Origin of the sequence: Microbacterium sp. VKM Ac-2923, assembly GCF_022815605.1 — a bacterium.
In the GTDB taxonomy this organism is placed as follows: domain Bacteria; phylum Actinomycetota; class Actinomycetes; order Actinomycetales; family Microbacteriaceae; genus Microbacterium.
On sequence record NZ_JALGRP010000009.1, the window covers coordinates 113,364 to 127,595 of the forward strand.

General features: G+C 69.1%; 15 protein-coding genes. 11 read left to right on the forward strand and 4 right to left on the reverse strand.

Features of this window, described 5'->3' with window-relative positions:
- Positions 1-8: 8 nt before the first annotated feature.
- Positions 9-872, reverse strand: coding sequence for an alpha/beta fold hydrolase (locus MT347_RS14455; protein ID WP_243501950.1), 864 nt, complete (start codon positions 870-872; stop codon positions 9-11).
- A gap of 96 nt (positions 873-968) precedes the next feature.
- Between MT347_RS14455 and MT347_RS14460 the strand changes: the two genes are divergently transcribed.
- From MT347_RS14460 to MT347_RS14485, 6 genes are all read left to right on the forward strand, one after another.
- Positions 969-1,601, forward strand: coding sequence for a TetR/AcrR family transcriptional regulator (locus MT347_RS14460; RefSeq protein ID WP_243501951.1), 633 nt, complete (start codon positions 969-971; stop codon positions 1,599-1,601).
- Between the two features lie 36 nt (positions 1,602-1,637).
- Positions 1,638-2,723, forward strand: coding sequence for a VanZ family protein (locus tag MT347_RS14465; protein WP_243501952.1), 1,086 nt, complete (start codon positions 1,638-1,640; stop codon positions 2,721-2,723).
- A 174-nt stretch (positions 2,724-2,897) separates the two neighbouring features.
- Positions 2,898-4,148, forward strand: coding sequence for a wax ester/triacylglycerol synthase domain-containing protein (locus tag MT347_RS14470; RefSeq protein WP_243501953.1), 1,251 nt, complete (start codon positions 2,898-2,900; stop codon positions 4,146-4,148).
- Positions 4,149-4,342: 194 nt separating this feature from the next.
- A complete protein-coding gene (locus MT347_RS14475; RefSeq protein ID WP_243501954.1) occupies positions 4,343-4,912 on the forward strand; it encodes a hypothetical protein in 570 nt (189 codons plus the stop codon).
- Between the two features lie 64 nt (positions 4,913-4,976).
- The gene (locus MT347_RS14480; protein ID WP_243501955.1) at positions 4,977-5,723 is read left to right on the forward strand and encodes a YcnI family protein; all 747 of its coding nucleotides are present in this window, start codon (positions 4,977-4,979) and stop codon (positions 5,721-5,723) included.
- A 2-nt stretch (positions 5,724-5,725) separates the two neighbouring features.
- The gene (locus MT347_RS14485) at positions 5,726-6,304 is read left to right on the forward strand and encodes a copper resistance CopC family protein (protein ID WP_243501956.1); all 579 of its coding nucleotides are present in this window, start codon (positions 5,726-5,728) and stop codon (positions 6,302-6,304) included.
- A 473-nt stretch (positions 6,305-6,777) separates the two neighbouring features.
- On the opposite strand, the gene MT347_RS14490 is transcribed toward MT347_RS14485, so the two are convergent.
- Together MT347_RS14490 and MT347_RS14495 are read right to left on the reverse strand one after the other, a co-directional pair.
- On the reverse strand, positions 6,778-7,368 hold the full coding sequence (locus MT347_RS14490) for a hypothetical protein (RefSeq protein WP_243501957.1): 591 nt from the start codon (positions 7,366-7,368) through the stop codon (positions 6,778-6,780).
- Positions 7,369-7,406: 38 nt separating this feature from the next.
- Complete coding sequence (locus tag MT347_RS14495; protein WP_243501959.1) at positions 7,407-7,652, reverse strand: hypothetical protein; 246 nt, start codon at positions 7,650-7,652, stop codon at positions 7,407-7,409.
- 372 nt (positions 7,653-8,024) lie between these two features.
- On the opposite strand from MT347_RS14495, the gene MT347_RS14500 reads away from it, so the two are divergent.
- Positions 8,025-8,840: a DUF2690 domain-containing protein gene (locus tag MT347_RS14500; protein ID WP_279391384.1), complete on the forward strand. Its 816-nt coding sequence runs from the start codon at positions 8,025-8,027 to the stop codon at positions 8,838-8,840.
- Between the two features lie 474 nt (positions 8,841-9,314).
- The gene (locus MT347_RS14505; RefSeq protein ID WP_243501961.1) at positions 9,315-9,626 is read left to right on the forward strand and encodes a hypothetical protein; all 312 of its coding nucleotides are present in this window, start codon (positions 9,315-9,317) and stop codon (positions 9,624-9,626) included.
- A gap of 313 nt (positions 9,627-9,939) precedes the next feature.
- On the opposite strand, the gene MT347_RS14510 is transcribed toward MT347_RS14505, so the two are convergent.
- Entirely contained in the window at positions 9,940-10,812 is an 873-nt protein-coding gene (locus tag MT347_RS14510) for a neutral zinc metallopeptidase (protein WP_243501963.1), read from the reverse strand.
- 186 nt (positions 10,813-10,998) lie between these two features.
- Between MT347_RS14510 and MT347_RS14515 the strand changes: the two genes are divergently transcribed.
- The 3 genes from MT347_RS14515 to MT347_RS14525 are packed head-to-tail and all read left to right on the forward strand — an operon-like array spanning position 10,999 to position 14,127.
- Positions 10,999-12,300 carry a sugar ABC transporter substrate-binding protein gene (locus MT347_RS14515; protein ID WP_243501965.1) on the forward strand — a complete coding sequence of 434 codons (1,302 nt, stop codon included), beginning with the start codon at positions 10,999-11,001 and terminating at the stop codon, positions 12,298-12,300.
- A complete protein-coding gene (locus MT347_RS14520) occupies positions 12,293-13,222 on the forward strand; it encodes a carbohydrate ABC transporter permease (RefSeq protein WP_243501966.1) in 930 nt (309 codons plus the stop codon). The genes MT347_RS14515 and MT347_RS14520 overlap by 8 nt, the downstream gene beginning before the upstream one ends.
- Positions 13,219-14,127 (forward strand): carbohydrate ABC transporter permease, encoded by a 909-nt coding sequence (locus tag MT347_RS14525; RefSeq protein ID WP_243501967.1) that lies wholly within the window; start codon positions 13,219-13,221, stop codon positions 14,125-14,127. Before MT347_RS14520 ends, MT347_RS14525 begins: the two co-directional genes overlap by 4 nt.
- Positions 14,128-14,232: the final 105 nt, after the last annotated feature.

The following is a 14,232-nucleotide window of genomic DNA, read 5'->3' on the forward strand; positions in this document are numbered from 1 at the left end:
GTCCTGCGTCAGGCGCGCAGGAAGGATTGGATCCGAGCGATCACGGCGTCGCGGTGCTGCGAGACCACACCGTGCCCGGCATCCGGGAAGGTCACCACGTCGATGGCGGGGAACGCCCGGCGCAGCTGCTGCGCGTTGGCCGCGGGGACGAGGATGTCGTCATCGCCGTGGAAGGTGAGCGTCGGCGTGCTCGTCGACGCGTGCACCGGATGGGGTTGGGCTCCCCAGCTCGCGACGGCGCGAAGCTGTGCGCGCATGACCCCCGGGGTGACGGCTGCGTCGCGGTCGGTGCGACGGCGCTTCAGTCGGCGCTGATACGCGGTCGCGGCACGCGCCCCACCGTCCGTGCGGGGGAAGAAGAGGACGGAGGTCGCGGGGCGCGCGGTCACGACGCTGCGCGCGATACCGCGGAGCATGACGCCCGTCATCCGGGTGAGGCCGGCGCCGCCTCGGGGTCCGGTTCCGGACATCACGAGGTGGTCCACCAGGGCCGGCTCCTGCTCGACGATCGTCTGGGCGACCATGCCTCCCATCGAGAGGCCGAGGAGGTCGATGCGGTCGACTCCCAGCGCGTGCACGGCGGCGATGGCGTCGCGGGCCATCTCGTCGAAGGTGTCTCGCACCCGGCCGGTGGATCGACCCACGCCGCGGTACCCGAGCACGATGACCCGGCGATCCTGCCCGAGCGCATCGATCACGTCGGGGTCCCAGGCATCCAGATTTCCGCCGAGGTGCATCAGCGCCACGAGAGGCGGCCGGTCGCCCGATCCGATCTCGCGGTAGGCGATGTCGGCCCCGTCGACGTGCACCATCCGCGTGTCGGCGTCGACGAGCGACGGGGTGTGGTGGTTGCCGTGCGAGCCCGTGGCCATGTCTGCTCCCGTGGTCCGGTTCGGACCGTGTCATCTTCGCTGTTTGCGAGTACGCTCAATACTGACTTCACTCAGTCAACTTGTCAAGGAGGCGATATGGCTCAGCAATCCGGCCTCGTCGGGCGTCGAGAGAAAGCGATGGCCGACAAGCGCAAACGCATCATGGATGCGGCGCGATCGCTCTTCGCGGAGCGGGGGATGGGCCACGTCACGACGCAGGAGGTCTCCGACCGCGCGGACGTCGCGATCGGGACGCTGTTCCGCTACGCGGCGACCAAGGCGGAGCTGCTCATCATGGTCCAGAACGAAAAGTTCCGCGCCGCCATCGACGAGGGCCTCGCGGCGTCCGGATCACTGTCGGCGAGCGACGCGTCGACCGAAGACGCCGTCATGGCTCTTCTCTCGCCCGTCATCGACTGCGTGCGCGAACAGCCCGAGAACGGTCGTCGGTACCTCCACGAGCTGGTCTTCGGCGACCCGGTGGAGGAGCATCGGAGCGCGGGACTCGCCGAGGCGTGGCGCTTCGAGGCCGCCATCGCCGACCTTCTGCGCACGCTCCCTGACGTCGATCAGGCAACGCGGGTCACCCTCGCACGGGTCATCACGTCGATCATCCACGTCACGATGACGGCGACCCTGCACCTGGGGGACACCCCGGGCGAGGTCACGGCCATCGTCCGGTCGCAACTCGCTGCCGTCCTGCGAGGACACGAACGAGTGGGGAGCTGAGTCCGAGCGCACGCGGGCATTCCCTATGCTCGCGGGGTGGACAACATCGTGGGATCCGGCGTGCTCGCCATCGTGGCGGGGGCGGTCGTCGCGGTGCTGGCTTTCATCCCCTTCGTCGCGATCAGCTACCGCCGCCGCGGCGGATTGACGCTCTGGCGCACGGTTCTCTGGGCAAGTGCGGCGGTGTACTTCTGGGCGATCTGGACCTATACGCTCGTGCCGGTTCCCGAGTCCGACGACTACCGGTGCCGCGGCGTGAACCTGCGGCCGTTCGAGTTCGTCGACGACATCCGCTCCGCCGTCGCCGTCTCGGGCCGCTACCTCACCGATCCCGTGGTGTTGCAGGTGGCGCTGAACGTGCTGCTGTTCCTGCCCCTCGGCTTCTTCCTGCGCGTGCTCGGCGGGCGCGGCATCCTCATCGCGGGACTGTCGGGGCTGGTGATCTCGGGGATCATCGAGACCACGCAGCTCACCGGCGTGTGGGGCATCTTCCCCTGCGCCTACCGCGTGTTCGATGTCGACGACCTCATCGTGAACACCTCCGGGGCTCTGCTCGGGTCGCTCCTCGCGTTCGCCGTCCCGGCCCAGCACCGCGGGGCGCGGAGGGCTCCGGATGCCGAGAAGCCCCGCCCGGTCACCCGTCGCCGTCGCGCGCTCGGCATCACGTGCGACGTCGTGGGTATCTGGCTCGTGGGCTTCGCGGTGTCCGTCCTCGTGCAGGCGGTGATCACCCTCGCCCTGGGGGAGGCGGCCACCTTCTCGACCGACGAGGTCGCCTCCCTGGCGGGAACGGCGGTGTCGACGGGACTCTGGCTCGTGGTGGTGCTGGCGACGGGCCGCTCGGTCGGCGACATCGCCACGCGCGTGCGCTTCACCGATGGCGTGCTGCCCGCCTGGGTGGCGCGCCCGCTGCGGTTCGTCACGGGTGCGGGGGCCTTCGTGCTGCTCGGCGCGCTACCCGCGCCGTGGTCTGCTGCGGCCACGGCGCTGGCGCTGGCGACGGTGGCGCTGCTGTTCGTCTGGCGCGACGGCCGGGGGCTCACCGGGTGGCTCGGCCGGCGCCGATTGGTCGACGACCGGGCGGGCGTGGTGAGCCCGACGGTCGACCGGTACGCCGCATGAGCGTGACCGGCTTCCCGCAGGGCCTGTTCTCCACCTGCGATGACGACGCCGTGCGCATCCATCGGGTCCTTCACGACCGCCGCGACGCGCGGGGCGAGTTCGGGGGCTGAGCGAACCGTCGCTCCGTTGACGTCTCCATCGACCGCGAGGTCCGACGGGCGCTACCGTAACCGCATGGGAGAGCCGCTGTCGCCGGCCGATGCGCGCATCCTGGCGCTCGAGTCCGACGTCGTGCGCGGGCACGCGCTGAAGCTGCTGGTGCTCGAGCCGGGCGAGGCTCTCGACCTCGACGCGGTGCGGACGAGCGTCGCTGATCGCCTCTCGGCCTTTCCGCGCGGGCGCCAGGTGGTCGTCGACGCGGGCGACGGCCCCGCGTGGGTCGACGCCCCGACCGTCGACGTGACCGCGCACGTGCGCAGGCACGCGGCGAGCGACCCGGCCGAGCTGCGGGCGGTCGTCGGGCGGCTCATGGCGGAGCCCCTCGACCGCGCGCGGCCGCTGTGGAGCGTCGACCTGGTCGGTCCCCTCGCCGATGGCCGGGAGGCGGTCGCGGTGCGCCTTCATCACGCGCTCGCCGACGGTCTCACGGCGGTGCGCTTCCTCGAGTCGGTGCTCTTCGAGCCGCACGACGCCCCGGCCCACGAGGTCGGCCTCCGCGATCCCGACGCTCGTCCCACGCGGTGGAGCGAGTGGGAACGGATGCCGCTCACCCTCGCCCGCGAGCTCGGGCACCCCGGCTCGCGCTCGCCGTTCGACCGCCCCCTCACCGCGCGTCGTGCCCTCGCCTTCGTCGACGTCCCTCTCGCCGAGGCGCGGGCCGTCGGCGCGGCGCGGCGCGAACACGCCACGGTGAACGACGTGCTGCTCGCCGTGATCGCCGGGGCGCTGCGCCGGCGCCTCCTCCACCACGGTCACGCGCCCCGCCTGAACGCCCAGGTTCCGGTGAGCCTGCACGAGAGGGGGGAGGATGCCGCGGCATCCGGCAACCGCGACTCCTTCGTCGATGTGGGTCTGCACCTCGACGAGGCGGACGATCTGCGCAGGCTCGATCTGCTGAGCGCGCAGATGCGCGCACGCAAGCACGCGCACGACGCCCGATCGCTCGACGAGCTGTTCCATGCGCTCGCCGCGGCAGGTCCCGTCGGTGCCCGCGTGCGGGGACTCGCCGACGATCCCCGCGAGTTCGCGCTCGCGATCTCGAACGTGCCCGGCCCGCGGGTGCCGGTGGCGGTGGCGGGACGCCGGGTGGGGCACGTGTACACGTCTTCGGAGCCCGGCCCGCGGCATGCCCTGCGGGTCGCGGCGATCTCGAACGACAGGTGGCTCGGGGTCGGCTTCTGCGTCGACCCCGACGCGGTGCCTGACGTCGAGATGCTCGCCGACGCGGCGCACGACGCGTGGGAGGCGCTGCGCACGAGCCTGTGATCTCGCTGCCGGCGCGGCATCCCTCAGTCGGGCTGCCGCGCGGGGCCGGGCCCGGACTGGGCGGCTCGGCGTCGGCAGCGGCACCGGATCGCCGTGTCTCGACGGCGGAGCACCGACCCGGCCGGCCGCCGCGCCGCCGCCTAGGCTGGGAGGGAAGGAGTCGTATGTCGTCGAGAGCAGGGCGCGCCCCCAGGGTGAGCCGCGGTATCGCCGCGGCCGCTGTCGCGACCTTCCTGGCGACCGTCTCGCACGCCTCGGTCGGGACGCAGCCGCCCCCGGCGCTGAACGTGGCGATCGCGCTGTGCCTGGCCGCCCCGGTGTGCGTCACCCTGGCGGGGCGTTCGATGTCGTGGTGGCGCCTGTCGGCAGCGGTGGTGCTCAGTCAGGCGTTGTTCCACGGCCTCCTCGCCCTCGACCTGAGCGGTGACGGTGCCGCCGTCGGCGGCGGGCACCACGGGGGAGCCGCCGCGCTGTTCGACGCCGCCGCCACCCACGAGGTCGCGGTTCACGCGGCGCACGCGCCGTGGATGTGGGCGGCGCACGCGCTCGCCGCGGTGGTGACGATCGTCGCGCTCGGTCGCGGTGAGCGGGCCGTGCAGGCGATCGTGCGCTTCGTGATCGCGGCCCTGTCGATGATGCGGCCCGTGCGCGGACTCGGCCCGCGGACGGATGCCGTTCCCGCGGCGCCCGCGCCGCTGCTGCTGACGACGCCGATGACGGTGTTGTCGCCGATGAGGCACCGGGGTCCGCCGCGCGCGGCGTGACACCCCACCCTCATCAATCGCGTAAGACGCCCGTTCGGCGTGCGCACCGTCAGAAAGCAGCACCATGTCTCGCAAGACCACTCTTCGTCGTGCCCTCGTCGGCCTCACCGCCGGCGCGGCCCTCGCGATCGCCGCGCCCCTCGCGGCATCCGCCCACGTCACCGTCAACCCGGACACCGCCACCCCGGGCAGCTACGCCACCGTCAACTTCCGGGTTCCCACCGAGAGCGAGGCGGCGTCCACCGTCAAATTAGAGGTGTCCTTGCCCACCGACACCCCGTTGAGCGCGGTGCTCGTGCAGCCCGTTCCCGGCTGGACCGCCACCGTCGAGAAGGGGGCGCTCCCCGCACCGGTCGAGGTCGAGGGCAACACGATCTCGGATGCCGCGTTGAAGATCGTCTGGCAGGCCGATCCCGGCGTCGGAATCGGTCAGGACCAGTTCCAGATCTTCTCCGCGGTGCTCGGGCCCGTGCCGGACACCGGCAGCATCGTCCTCCCCGCCACGCAGACCTACTCCGACGGAGAGGTCGTGGACTGGGCGGCGACGCCCGACGAGGTGGCGGTCGACGACACGCTCGAGCCCGCGCCGGTGCTCTACATCAACGACACTCCGCCCAGTGGCGAGCACAGCCACAGAGGTCACGGTGCGACGACGGCAGCCCCGGAGGCCGACGAGATGACGACGACCTCGGCGACGTCCGACGACTCGTCCGGTGTCGCCCTGGGCCTGAGCATCGCCGCCCTCGTCGTCGCCGCCGCCGGCGCCGTGCTCGGCGCCCTCGCCTTCGCGCGTCGCCCGAAGCGGAGCTGACCGTGGCATCCCGGAACGCGGTGCGTCGAGCCCTGGCCGGGGCGGTGGTGGTCGCCGCCGCGATGACCGCCGCCCTCGGCGGGGCCACCGCCGCCTCGGCGCACGACTCCCTCGTGGCGTCATCGCCGGCGGAGGGCGACACCGTGTCGTCCCTGTCGGAGGTGCGGTTGGACTTCAGCGCCAATCTGCTCGGGGCCGACGGCGGCAACATCGTCATCGTCGTGGGCCCGGACGGGCGTCACTACGAGGCGGACTGCGCGGCGCTGGCGGGACCGACCCTCACGCTGCCCGTCGCCCTCGGAGCCCCCGGCGACTACTCCGTGGAGTGGCGGGCCGTGTCGTCCGACGGCCACCCCGTCTCGGGCGTCATCCCGTTCGTGTACAGCGGCCCGAACGTCTCGGCGGGCGCGGAAACCTCCCCCTGCACGAGTGCCGCCGGAGTGGCCGAGGCGGCGGCCGAACCGGAGAGCGTCGGCGGGATGTCGGGTCTGACCCTCGGCCTGCTGCTGGGAGGCGGAGTGGTCGTCCTGATCGGCGTGCTGATCGTCGTCATCCTGCGCACCCGGACGCGAGAGGACTGACCGGCGACCTCGCACGCCACCATGGCCCGGTGCGCCCGAGTGGCGGCCGGGTCATGGGCCGAGCGGAGGAGCCGCAACCGGCAGGTCCTCCCAGGGCCAACGGGCGGGCGGCGCAGTACGCTCGCCGCTCGAGGAGCTGTGGTCCGCGGTAAAACGTCGCCCCCCGCCGAGGCGGATGTGCCGACAATTTACGTTATGTCAGTTAGTTGACAAATAAGGTGTCGTGCATGCGCGGGCGGACGCACTCAGCGAGGCTCTCGGGCGAGGTGGTGAGGTTTCGCAGGTTACAGCTACGGCCAAGAGGACGTGCGGCGGCTGGACGAGGTGACCCCGGGGGCCGGTCGCGGCGATTGAGCAGCCGTAGCGTGGCAGCCGAACACGTGTCACAATAGAACTCGCCACCCGTTGCGACGGGATCGGAAGAAGGCCTCAGAACCCCAGCCGGACGACTGGATCTGGGGCCCTTCGCATTTTCATGGCTCCAACGAATCCACCGTGCGGTGCCGGAGGATCAGGGTCTCTCCCAGCGCATGGAGGTGAGCCGGTTGGCCGAGTTCCGCTGCGTTGATCGCGCCCAGGAGGACGTCCGCGATCCACAGCAGGGGTTCGTCACCGCCTCGCTGATGGTCGACGCGGAGACGCTTGTCGAGGCCCTGGGTCCGCAGGGCGACGAGGTGACCGAGGTCCTGCTTGTTCTGACTGGCGGAGCGGTCCTCGAGCACGAGATCGAACACCTCCATGTTGACCATGTCGTGGTAAAGCGCTTCGAGACACTTGCGTCGACACCGCTCGTTCTTCTTCACCCGTTCGCTGAGGTGCGTGACCACAACGGTCACCGGGCCGAGTTCGGAGATACGCGAAACGATGGTGCGGCGCCGTGACTCGCTCTCGTCGGTCCAGTGCAATTTGACCTGACCGGGCAGGGCGAGCGATCGAAGCTGCTCCCGGATCTCAGCGCACTTCTCGAGCGGGATGAGGGCGGCACCGATGAGGTACTCCTGCCGCGTGTTGGAACGAACCGCTGACGACTCGTCGACGAACGCTCGGAAGGGACTCAGCGGCACCTTTCAACAGTACGGTGGGGTACGGACACCCCCCGGGGTTACTGACTCTCGGAGGGGGTCTCAGGCTTCCCGTTCTTCCTCACTTCGCGCGAGGAGGATGTCGTATATGTCGTCACGGTAGGCAGGCTTGACTCGATGGCGGACCCCTCGTCTGGCTTCCTCGACCAGTTCACGATTGAGCGGTCGACGCCGGCGCGGTCGTCGTACCGCTTCATGCTCGCCGTCGCGAACAGGTACGACTCTCCGCCGAGCCAGTCCCGGATGCGGGCGCTCTGCGGCACCATTGAGGTTCCTCGTTGGCCCCATTCCGACAAGGTCATGTAAGCAAGTGACGTCACGTCACTCATCGTGACAAGGACCACCGACATCACCGTCTGACGGACCGTGGTGCGCCACAGATCACGACCGCGGAATCAGGTCCGTCGCCGTCGCGGCGTCTCAAAAGCCGTCGCGTTGTCGCACGACGGTGGTAGTCCCACTTCATGGACCATTCGCATCCGGACAACATCGACTTCACGCCCGGCGGACAACGTACGACTAAGCCGATGAAGATCGTTGAGGTGCGTGCACGCCGAGGTCGAACGGTCGGCCCAGTAGGCTCGCGTGCCGATAGCGTGGGCCGAAGCGGAGCGCGATGATGATGAGAAAGGCCGGAGATGCGAGGTGGGGACATTCAACAGTGGGACCAGGGGCTCAAGAAACTAGCTCTAGATCTTCGACAGTTACGAGCTTCCGCCGGGAATCCAATCCTGTACGACCTGGCAAGTCAAACAGGGATCTCCAAGTCCACCATCTCTGATGCTCTACAGGGAAAGAAGCTCCCGTCGGACCGCACCTTGGCATCTCTGGTCAAAGCGCTGGGGGACGATCCCGGACCGTGGCTGGAGCGGCGTGATCAGCTAGCCCTGAATGCGACGGATAATAGCTCGGCGTCGGAGCTTCAGGTTGAGAAAGCAAGACCGAGGCGTTTGATACCGCTTCGGGCGGCGGCAATCGCGGCAGCGGGGGCATTCGGGGCGGGCATCATCGGCACCGTCGGCGTTGTGGCGCTGCTGGATGGGGCGCAGAGCAGTCCTTCCGCCGCTGCTTCTCCCGCGGATCCGACGCTGAGCGCGGTGACGACCGGAGTCGACCCCGCAACCACGCCGTGCATCGAGGATGCGGAGCCAGCTGCAGCAGAGACCCGGAATGAGAGCTACCTACTAGAAGTCATTTGGTCGGAGAACTGCGACGCCGCCTGGGGTCGCGTCACCCGTTACGACAACCGGAGTAGCGGGAACAGCGTCCATGTGGAGATCTCCCCGCGAGATGGAGACGAGGGTCATCAGAAGCAGCAAGCAACCATAGGTGACGTTCAGGGCGCCTACACCGCGCTCATCATCCGGGCTGACGGCAACACCCGGCTTTGTGCTCGAGGAAGCGTAACGGTCGACGGAGCCACCATCGATCTCGGTGACCCTCTATGCATCTGATCTAGACCGAAGCATCTCGCGTTGCGGACCGGGGCTCGACATCCAATTGGTGTCAGGAGTAGCTACCAGATGGCTCTGTCACGAAGGCGGGCGGTGGTCACGTGGCCATCCAAACCCATTCCGAAGAGGTCCCAAAATTCCATCCGGAATTCCAACTTCAGCTGAAACGGACGACTCTTCCATCCGTCCACAGTTCAAGATCGTGAGGCCTAGCAGGCCCGGTAGCTTCCTACTCACTCGCGAGCCGCTACAGGTCGCGACCGTTCTGCGAGACCTGGTCTCGCCCGTGAGATGGAGCACATGATGAAAGCTGTCAATTCAGACGTGGGTCTCACCCACTCGCGTCGAAACCGACGTCAGAAGATCGGCGCGGCTACCGTGGCGGTCTTGACTGCCCTCCTGGCTCTTAGCCCGGCAGCCTCCGCTTCCGCATCGGACTGGGGTGGATACGCCAATCCAACAAGCTGCAGTGGCTTGAGCCTCGTGAAAGAGGCTCCCGTCTACAGCAACTCCGGCACCTACGTGGGGCTGCTGCAGATCAAATGGTCGAGTGGCTGCCCCGGCAACTACGCGAGGTTCCAGAGCTCTGCGGGTGCGGCTCAGACTGTCGCACTGAGTATCCAGTCTCAGGTGGGGTGGAAGAACAAGGCCGGGGCAGACGAAGCCAACGCTTCCACGGTGTGGACGAGGATCATTCAACTCAACAACTCGAGTGACACGGTCTGCGCCTACCTCGATGCCACGTATTACGGATACGGGAAGGCGTCTAAGGCCATCTGCGCGTGAGCTGGTCTGACGTCCATCACCGCGAGGTGAATGCCGACCGTCAGGCGTCCTCGGACGAACCAGTTCTCCGTCTGGGGCTCGGATGGGAGGTTGCCAGAGGAGAGGGGCGAGCGGTCGCTGGTCCCTCTCTCGCACCTCTGTTTCGAGGAGGCAGACTCGGGCCCAGACATGCTGTCGTCGCACTCCCGCCGATGTCAGCCGTCGCCTAGTCCGCGTCGTCCCCTCATGCACACGCAAGCGCCGATTGGCCGAGGAACCCCGGATGCCACGACCTGCGGCCCCTTGCGAGACGCGAGGTCGCGGCATCCGCGTCCTACAGGTTCTCCGCCGGCACCGCGAAGGTGTCGCACGCGTTCACGCCGCTGTCGTATCCGACGTCGAACCAGCGCGTGCGCTGTTCGCTGGAGCCGTGCGTGAAGCTCTCGGGGTTGACGACGCCACCCGACTCGGCCTGGATGTGGTCGTCGCCGACGGCGGACGCCGCCGAAAGGGCATCGGTGATTTCCCGTTGCGTCGGCGGCTGCAGGTAGGGCGTGCCGTTCTCGTCGACCTGGTCGCCCGCGGCGGCGACCCACGCCCCCGCGTAGCAGTCGGCCTGCAGCTCTGTGCGTACCCCGTTGCTGTCGGGGCCGCTGCCGTTGTTCGGGTACTGCTCGAAGACGCCGGTGAGGTTCTGCACGTGGTGGCCGTACTCGTGTGCGAGCACGTAAAGCTGCGCGAGGGGGCCGGCGGTCGTGTCGTACTGCGCACGCAGGATCGAGAAGAACGTCGGGTCGACGAAGACCGTCTCGTCGGGCGGGCAGTAGAACGGACCCGTCGAGTTCGAGGCCGTGCCGCACGAGCTCCCCGTCGCCTGGTCGACGATGACGAGCTGCGGCTCGCGGTAGCCCTCGAGACGCTCGGCCCAGAACTGGTCGATGTTGAGCGAGGCCGCGGCCAGGCGGCAGGCGTCGTCGCTGTTGGCATCCCGACCGGTCTCGCAGGCGGCGATCTCTTCTCCGCCGCTTCCGGGGCCGGCGGCCTGCTGACCGCCCAGCGAGCCGGTCAGGTCGGTGCCGGTGAACAACGAGAACAGCAGCACCGCGATCGCGCCGATACCGACCGTTCCGCCACCGATCGCCGCCACGGTCCCGCCCCTGCGTCGGGCGGAGTTGCCGCCGACGCGCGCATTGTCGTTGAACGTCACGGGCGTCACGTTACGCGCGCGTCGACCGGGCGGAATGGGGCTGGACTTCGCGCAGAAGCGGTGTCTGCGCAGGCGGAAGCCGCCGGCGCAACCCCCTGATCTCGGAAATCGACGGGGGTACCGTCGGCCGCGAGGAGCACCGCAGCCCCGGCGTCCGCTTCTCGACGACAACCATCGGAGTCCGTCATGCCTTTGACACGCCGTACCTTCCTCGCCGGATCCGGAGCGCTCGCTCTGCCGTTCATCCTCGCGAGCTGCGGGTTCGTCCAAACCGCCCCCGCCGAGAAACGCCAGGGCACTCTCACCTTCACCACCTGGGGGACGGATGCCGAGCTCGCCGGCTTCCGCGCCGCCATCGCTGCCTTCGAGGCGGCGAACGAGGGCTCCACGGTCGAGTTGAACGCCGTGCCCTACGAACAGATGTTCACGAACATCGACGCGCAGCTGCAGGCGGGCAACCCGCCCGACATCTTCCGCGTGCCGTACTACACGTTCGGCGCCTACGCCGGTCGCGGTCAGCTGCTCGACCTCAAGCCCCTGCTGTCGGCCGACCGGCGGGGCCAGTTCACGCCCCAGGCGTGGGCCGCGGTGCAGAACGGCGACGGAACGTTCGGCCTCCCGCACCACACGGACACCTCGGCGATCCTCGTCAACCTCGACCTGTTCCGCCAGGCCGGCATCGACGCCTCCGAGATCCCGACCTCGCCCGACCAGGCCTGGACGTGGGACGAACTCGACGCCCTCGGCGAGCGCCTGCGCGCGGGACTTCCCGCCGACCGCTGGCCGTGGGCCTACAACTGGCAGGGCAACGGGGTCACCCGCTGGCTCAGTCTGCTGTTCCAGTCCGACGGCGCGTTCCTGGGATCCGACCAGAAGACCCCGGCGATCGACTCCGACGCCGCCCGCGAGGCCGTGGAGTTCTCGAGTTCGTTCTTCACTAAGAACTACGTCCCCGCCAACAACACGATCACGTCCTCGAGCTACGCGGCGGAGTCGTGGTTCTCGCAGTCGGTGGCGATGGTGTGGTCGGGTGCGTTCCAGATCCCGGATGCCGAGACCACCGCCGACTTCGAGTGGACCGCCACCTACGCTCCGCGCAACGTCCGCGCGGGCAGCGATTTCGGGGGCAATGCGCTCGTGGCCACCGCGAATACACAGCAGCCCGAGCTCGCCGCGGCGTTCTTGGAATTTGTCACGAACGCCGACCCCATGCGCGACTTCTGCCGTGCGGCATCCCTCCTCCCCACCCGCGGCGACCTGCTCAACGACGACCTCGAGTTCGACGTGCGCCCGGATCTCGCCCCGGTGTTCGCCGGTCAGGCCTCGCTCGTGCAGCCGCAGGACGTCGCCCAGGTCGCCAGCCCGTCGATGTCGGCGATCATCCCGGTGCTCAAGGAGCAGCTCGACCTCGCCTTCACCGGAGCGCAGGATGCCGCGACGACCGTGACGAACCTGCAGTCGGGCATCGGAGCGGCCACCGGTGGCTGACACGCTGATCGCGCGTGCGGGCGGACGACGGGCCGTGCGCCCGCGCCGCCCGGGCGCGCGTCGCGAGACGCTCGCGGCCTACGGGTTCATCGCGCCGAACTACCTGCTGCTGCTGGTGTTCGTGCTGGTGCCGCTCGTGGGTGCGTTCCTCGTCAGCCTGCAGCGCACCGACGGCTTCGGCGCCGGCACGTTCACCGGCCTCGACAACTACGCACGGCTCGCGGGCGACCCGTTGTTCTGGCGGGCGCTCGGCAACACCGTGCTGTTCACGCTGCTCGTGACTCCGCTGTCGATGCTGCTCGGACTCGTGGCGGCGACGTTGCTCAACTCGGCCCTGCCCGCCCGCCCGCTGTGGCGTTCGCTCCTCATTCTGCCGATGGCGGTGTCGGGGGTGGCCACCGCGCTCATCGGCGTGCTCGTGTTCGACCAGAACTCCGGCATCCTCAACCGCCTGTTGACGGCGGTCGGTCTCTCGCCGGTGACGTGGCAGTCCGATGCCGTGCCGGCGTTCGCGACGATCGTGCTGGCGACGGTGTGGTGGCGCACCGGCTTCAACATGCTCATCTACCTCGCGGGGCTGCAGGGCATCGGCCCTGACCTGTACGAGGCCGCCAGGCTCGACGGCGCGAACCGTCTGCAGCGTTTTCGCCATGTGACGGTGCCGTTGCTGGGACCGACGTCGTTCTTCCTCGTCGTGCTCAACGTCATCTTCTCGTTCCAGGTGTTCGACATCGTGTTCGTGTTGACCGGCGGCGGGCCGGGAGGGGCGACGAGCGTGCTCGTCACGTACGCCTACGAGACCGGCTTCGTCACGCGCGACCAGGGCTACGCCGCCGCGATCGGCATGGTGCTGTTCCTCTTCGCGCTCGTGTTCGCTGCGGCGCAGTACCGCGCCTCCCGCACCAAGGACGTGGTCGAATGAGTCTCGACGAGCGGCTGGATGCCACGGCATCCGCCTCCCCCCTCGCCCCGCCCGCGATGACCCCCGGTCGGCGGGCTGCCACTCGGTCACGTCGCGGCGGGATGCTGGTGCGCACACTCATCGTCGCGGTGGTGGGCCTCGCGGCGGTGTCGCCGCTGTACTGGATGCTCGCGGTGGCGTTCTCATCACGCGCGGAGTTGCTCGGTGGGCGCGACCTGCGCCTCTGGCCGCGTGAGGTCACTCTCGAGAACTTCGAGCGGGTGTTCGCGTCGTTCCCGGTCGCGACCTGGTTCGGCAACTCCGTCGCCATCGCGGTCGTGGTTACCCTCATCTCGGTGACGACGAGCCTGCTCGCCGGATACGCCTTCGCCCAGTTGCGCTTCCGCGGGTCGACGGCCCTGTTCTTCCTGGCGCTGGCGACCCTCGTGCTGCCGGTGCAGGTCATCATGGTGTCGCTGTTCCGGATCGTCACCGCCACGGGGCTCTACGGCACCTACTGGGCGGTGATCCTGCCGGTCTCGGCATCCGCGTTCGGGCTGTTCCTCGCCCGGCAGTTCATGCTCGGCATCCCCCGCGAGCTCATCGAAGCGGCGCGGCTCGACGGGGCGGGCCATCTGCAGACGTTCACGCGGGTGGTGCTGCCGCTGTCGAAGCCGCTCATCGCCGTGCTGGTGTTCATGAGCCTGCTGTCGTCGTGGAACGACTTCGCCTGGCCGCTCATCGCGCTGCGTGAGAACCGGCTGTTCACCCTGCCGATCGGCCTGCTGTACCTGCAGGGGCAGTTCGGCAGCGACTACGGCGCGACCATGGCCTACGCGCTGCTGAACGTCGTGCCGATCGCGATCGTGTTCCTGGTGTTCCAGCGGTATTTCGTGGCGGGTTTCGCGCGCAGCGGGATCAAGTAGCGCGGGGGGCGCCCTGCGCGCCGCGGGTGTCTGCCGCGCAGCGGGCACCGCGGCATGCACCGCTTCACGGCTGGTACCCCGGTCTCTCCGTGAGAGGCCCTCGGA

Bases quoted from the DNA above. Each gene is read 5' to 3' on its own strand.
- MT347_RS14455 (WP_243501950.1), bottom strand. From the start codon at position 872: ATGGCCACGGGCTCGCACGGCAACCACCACACCCCGTCGCTCGTCGAC.
- MT347_RS14460 (WP_243501951.1), top strand. From the start codon at position 969: ATGGCTCAGCAATCCGGCCTCGTCGGGCGTCGAGAGAAAGCGATGGCC.
- MT347_RS14470 (WP_243501953.1), top strand. From the start codon at position 2,898: ATGGGAGAGCCGCTGTCGCCGGCCGATGCGCGCATCCTGGCGCTCGAG.
- MT347_RS14480 (WP_243501955.1), top strand. From the start codon at position 4,977: ATGTCTCGCAAGACCACTCTTCGTCGTGCCCTCGTCGGCCTCACCGCC.
- MT347_RS14495 (WP_243501959.1), bottom strand. From the start codon at position 7,652: ATGGTGCCGCAGAGCGCCCGCATCCGGGACTGGCTCGGCGGAGAGTCG.
- MT347_RS14500 (WP_279391384.1), top strand. From the start codon at position 8,025: ATGCGAGGTGGGGACATTCAACAGTGGGACCAGGGGCTCAAGAAACTA.
- MT347_RS14515 (WP_243501965.1), top strand. From the start codon at position 10,999: ATGCCTTTGACACGCCGTACCTTCCTCGCCGGATCCGGAGCGCTCGCT.
- MT347_RS14525 (WP_243501967.1), top strand. From the start codon at position 13,219: ATGAGTCTCGACGAGCGGCTGGATGCCACGGCATCCGCCTCCCCCCTC.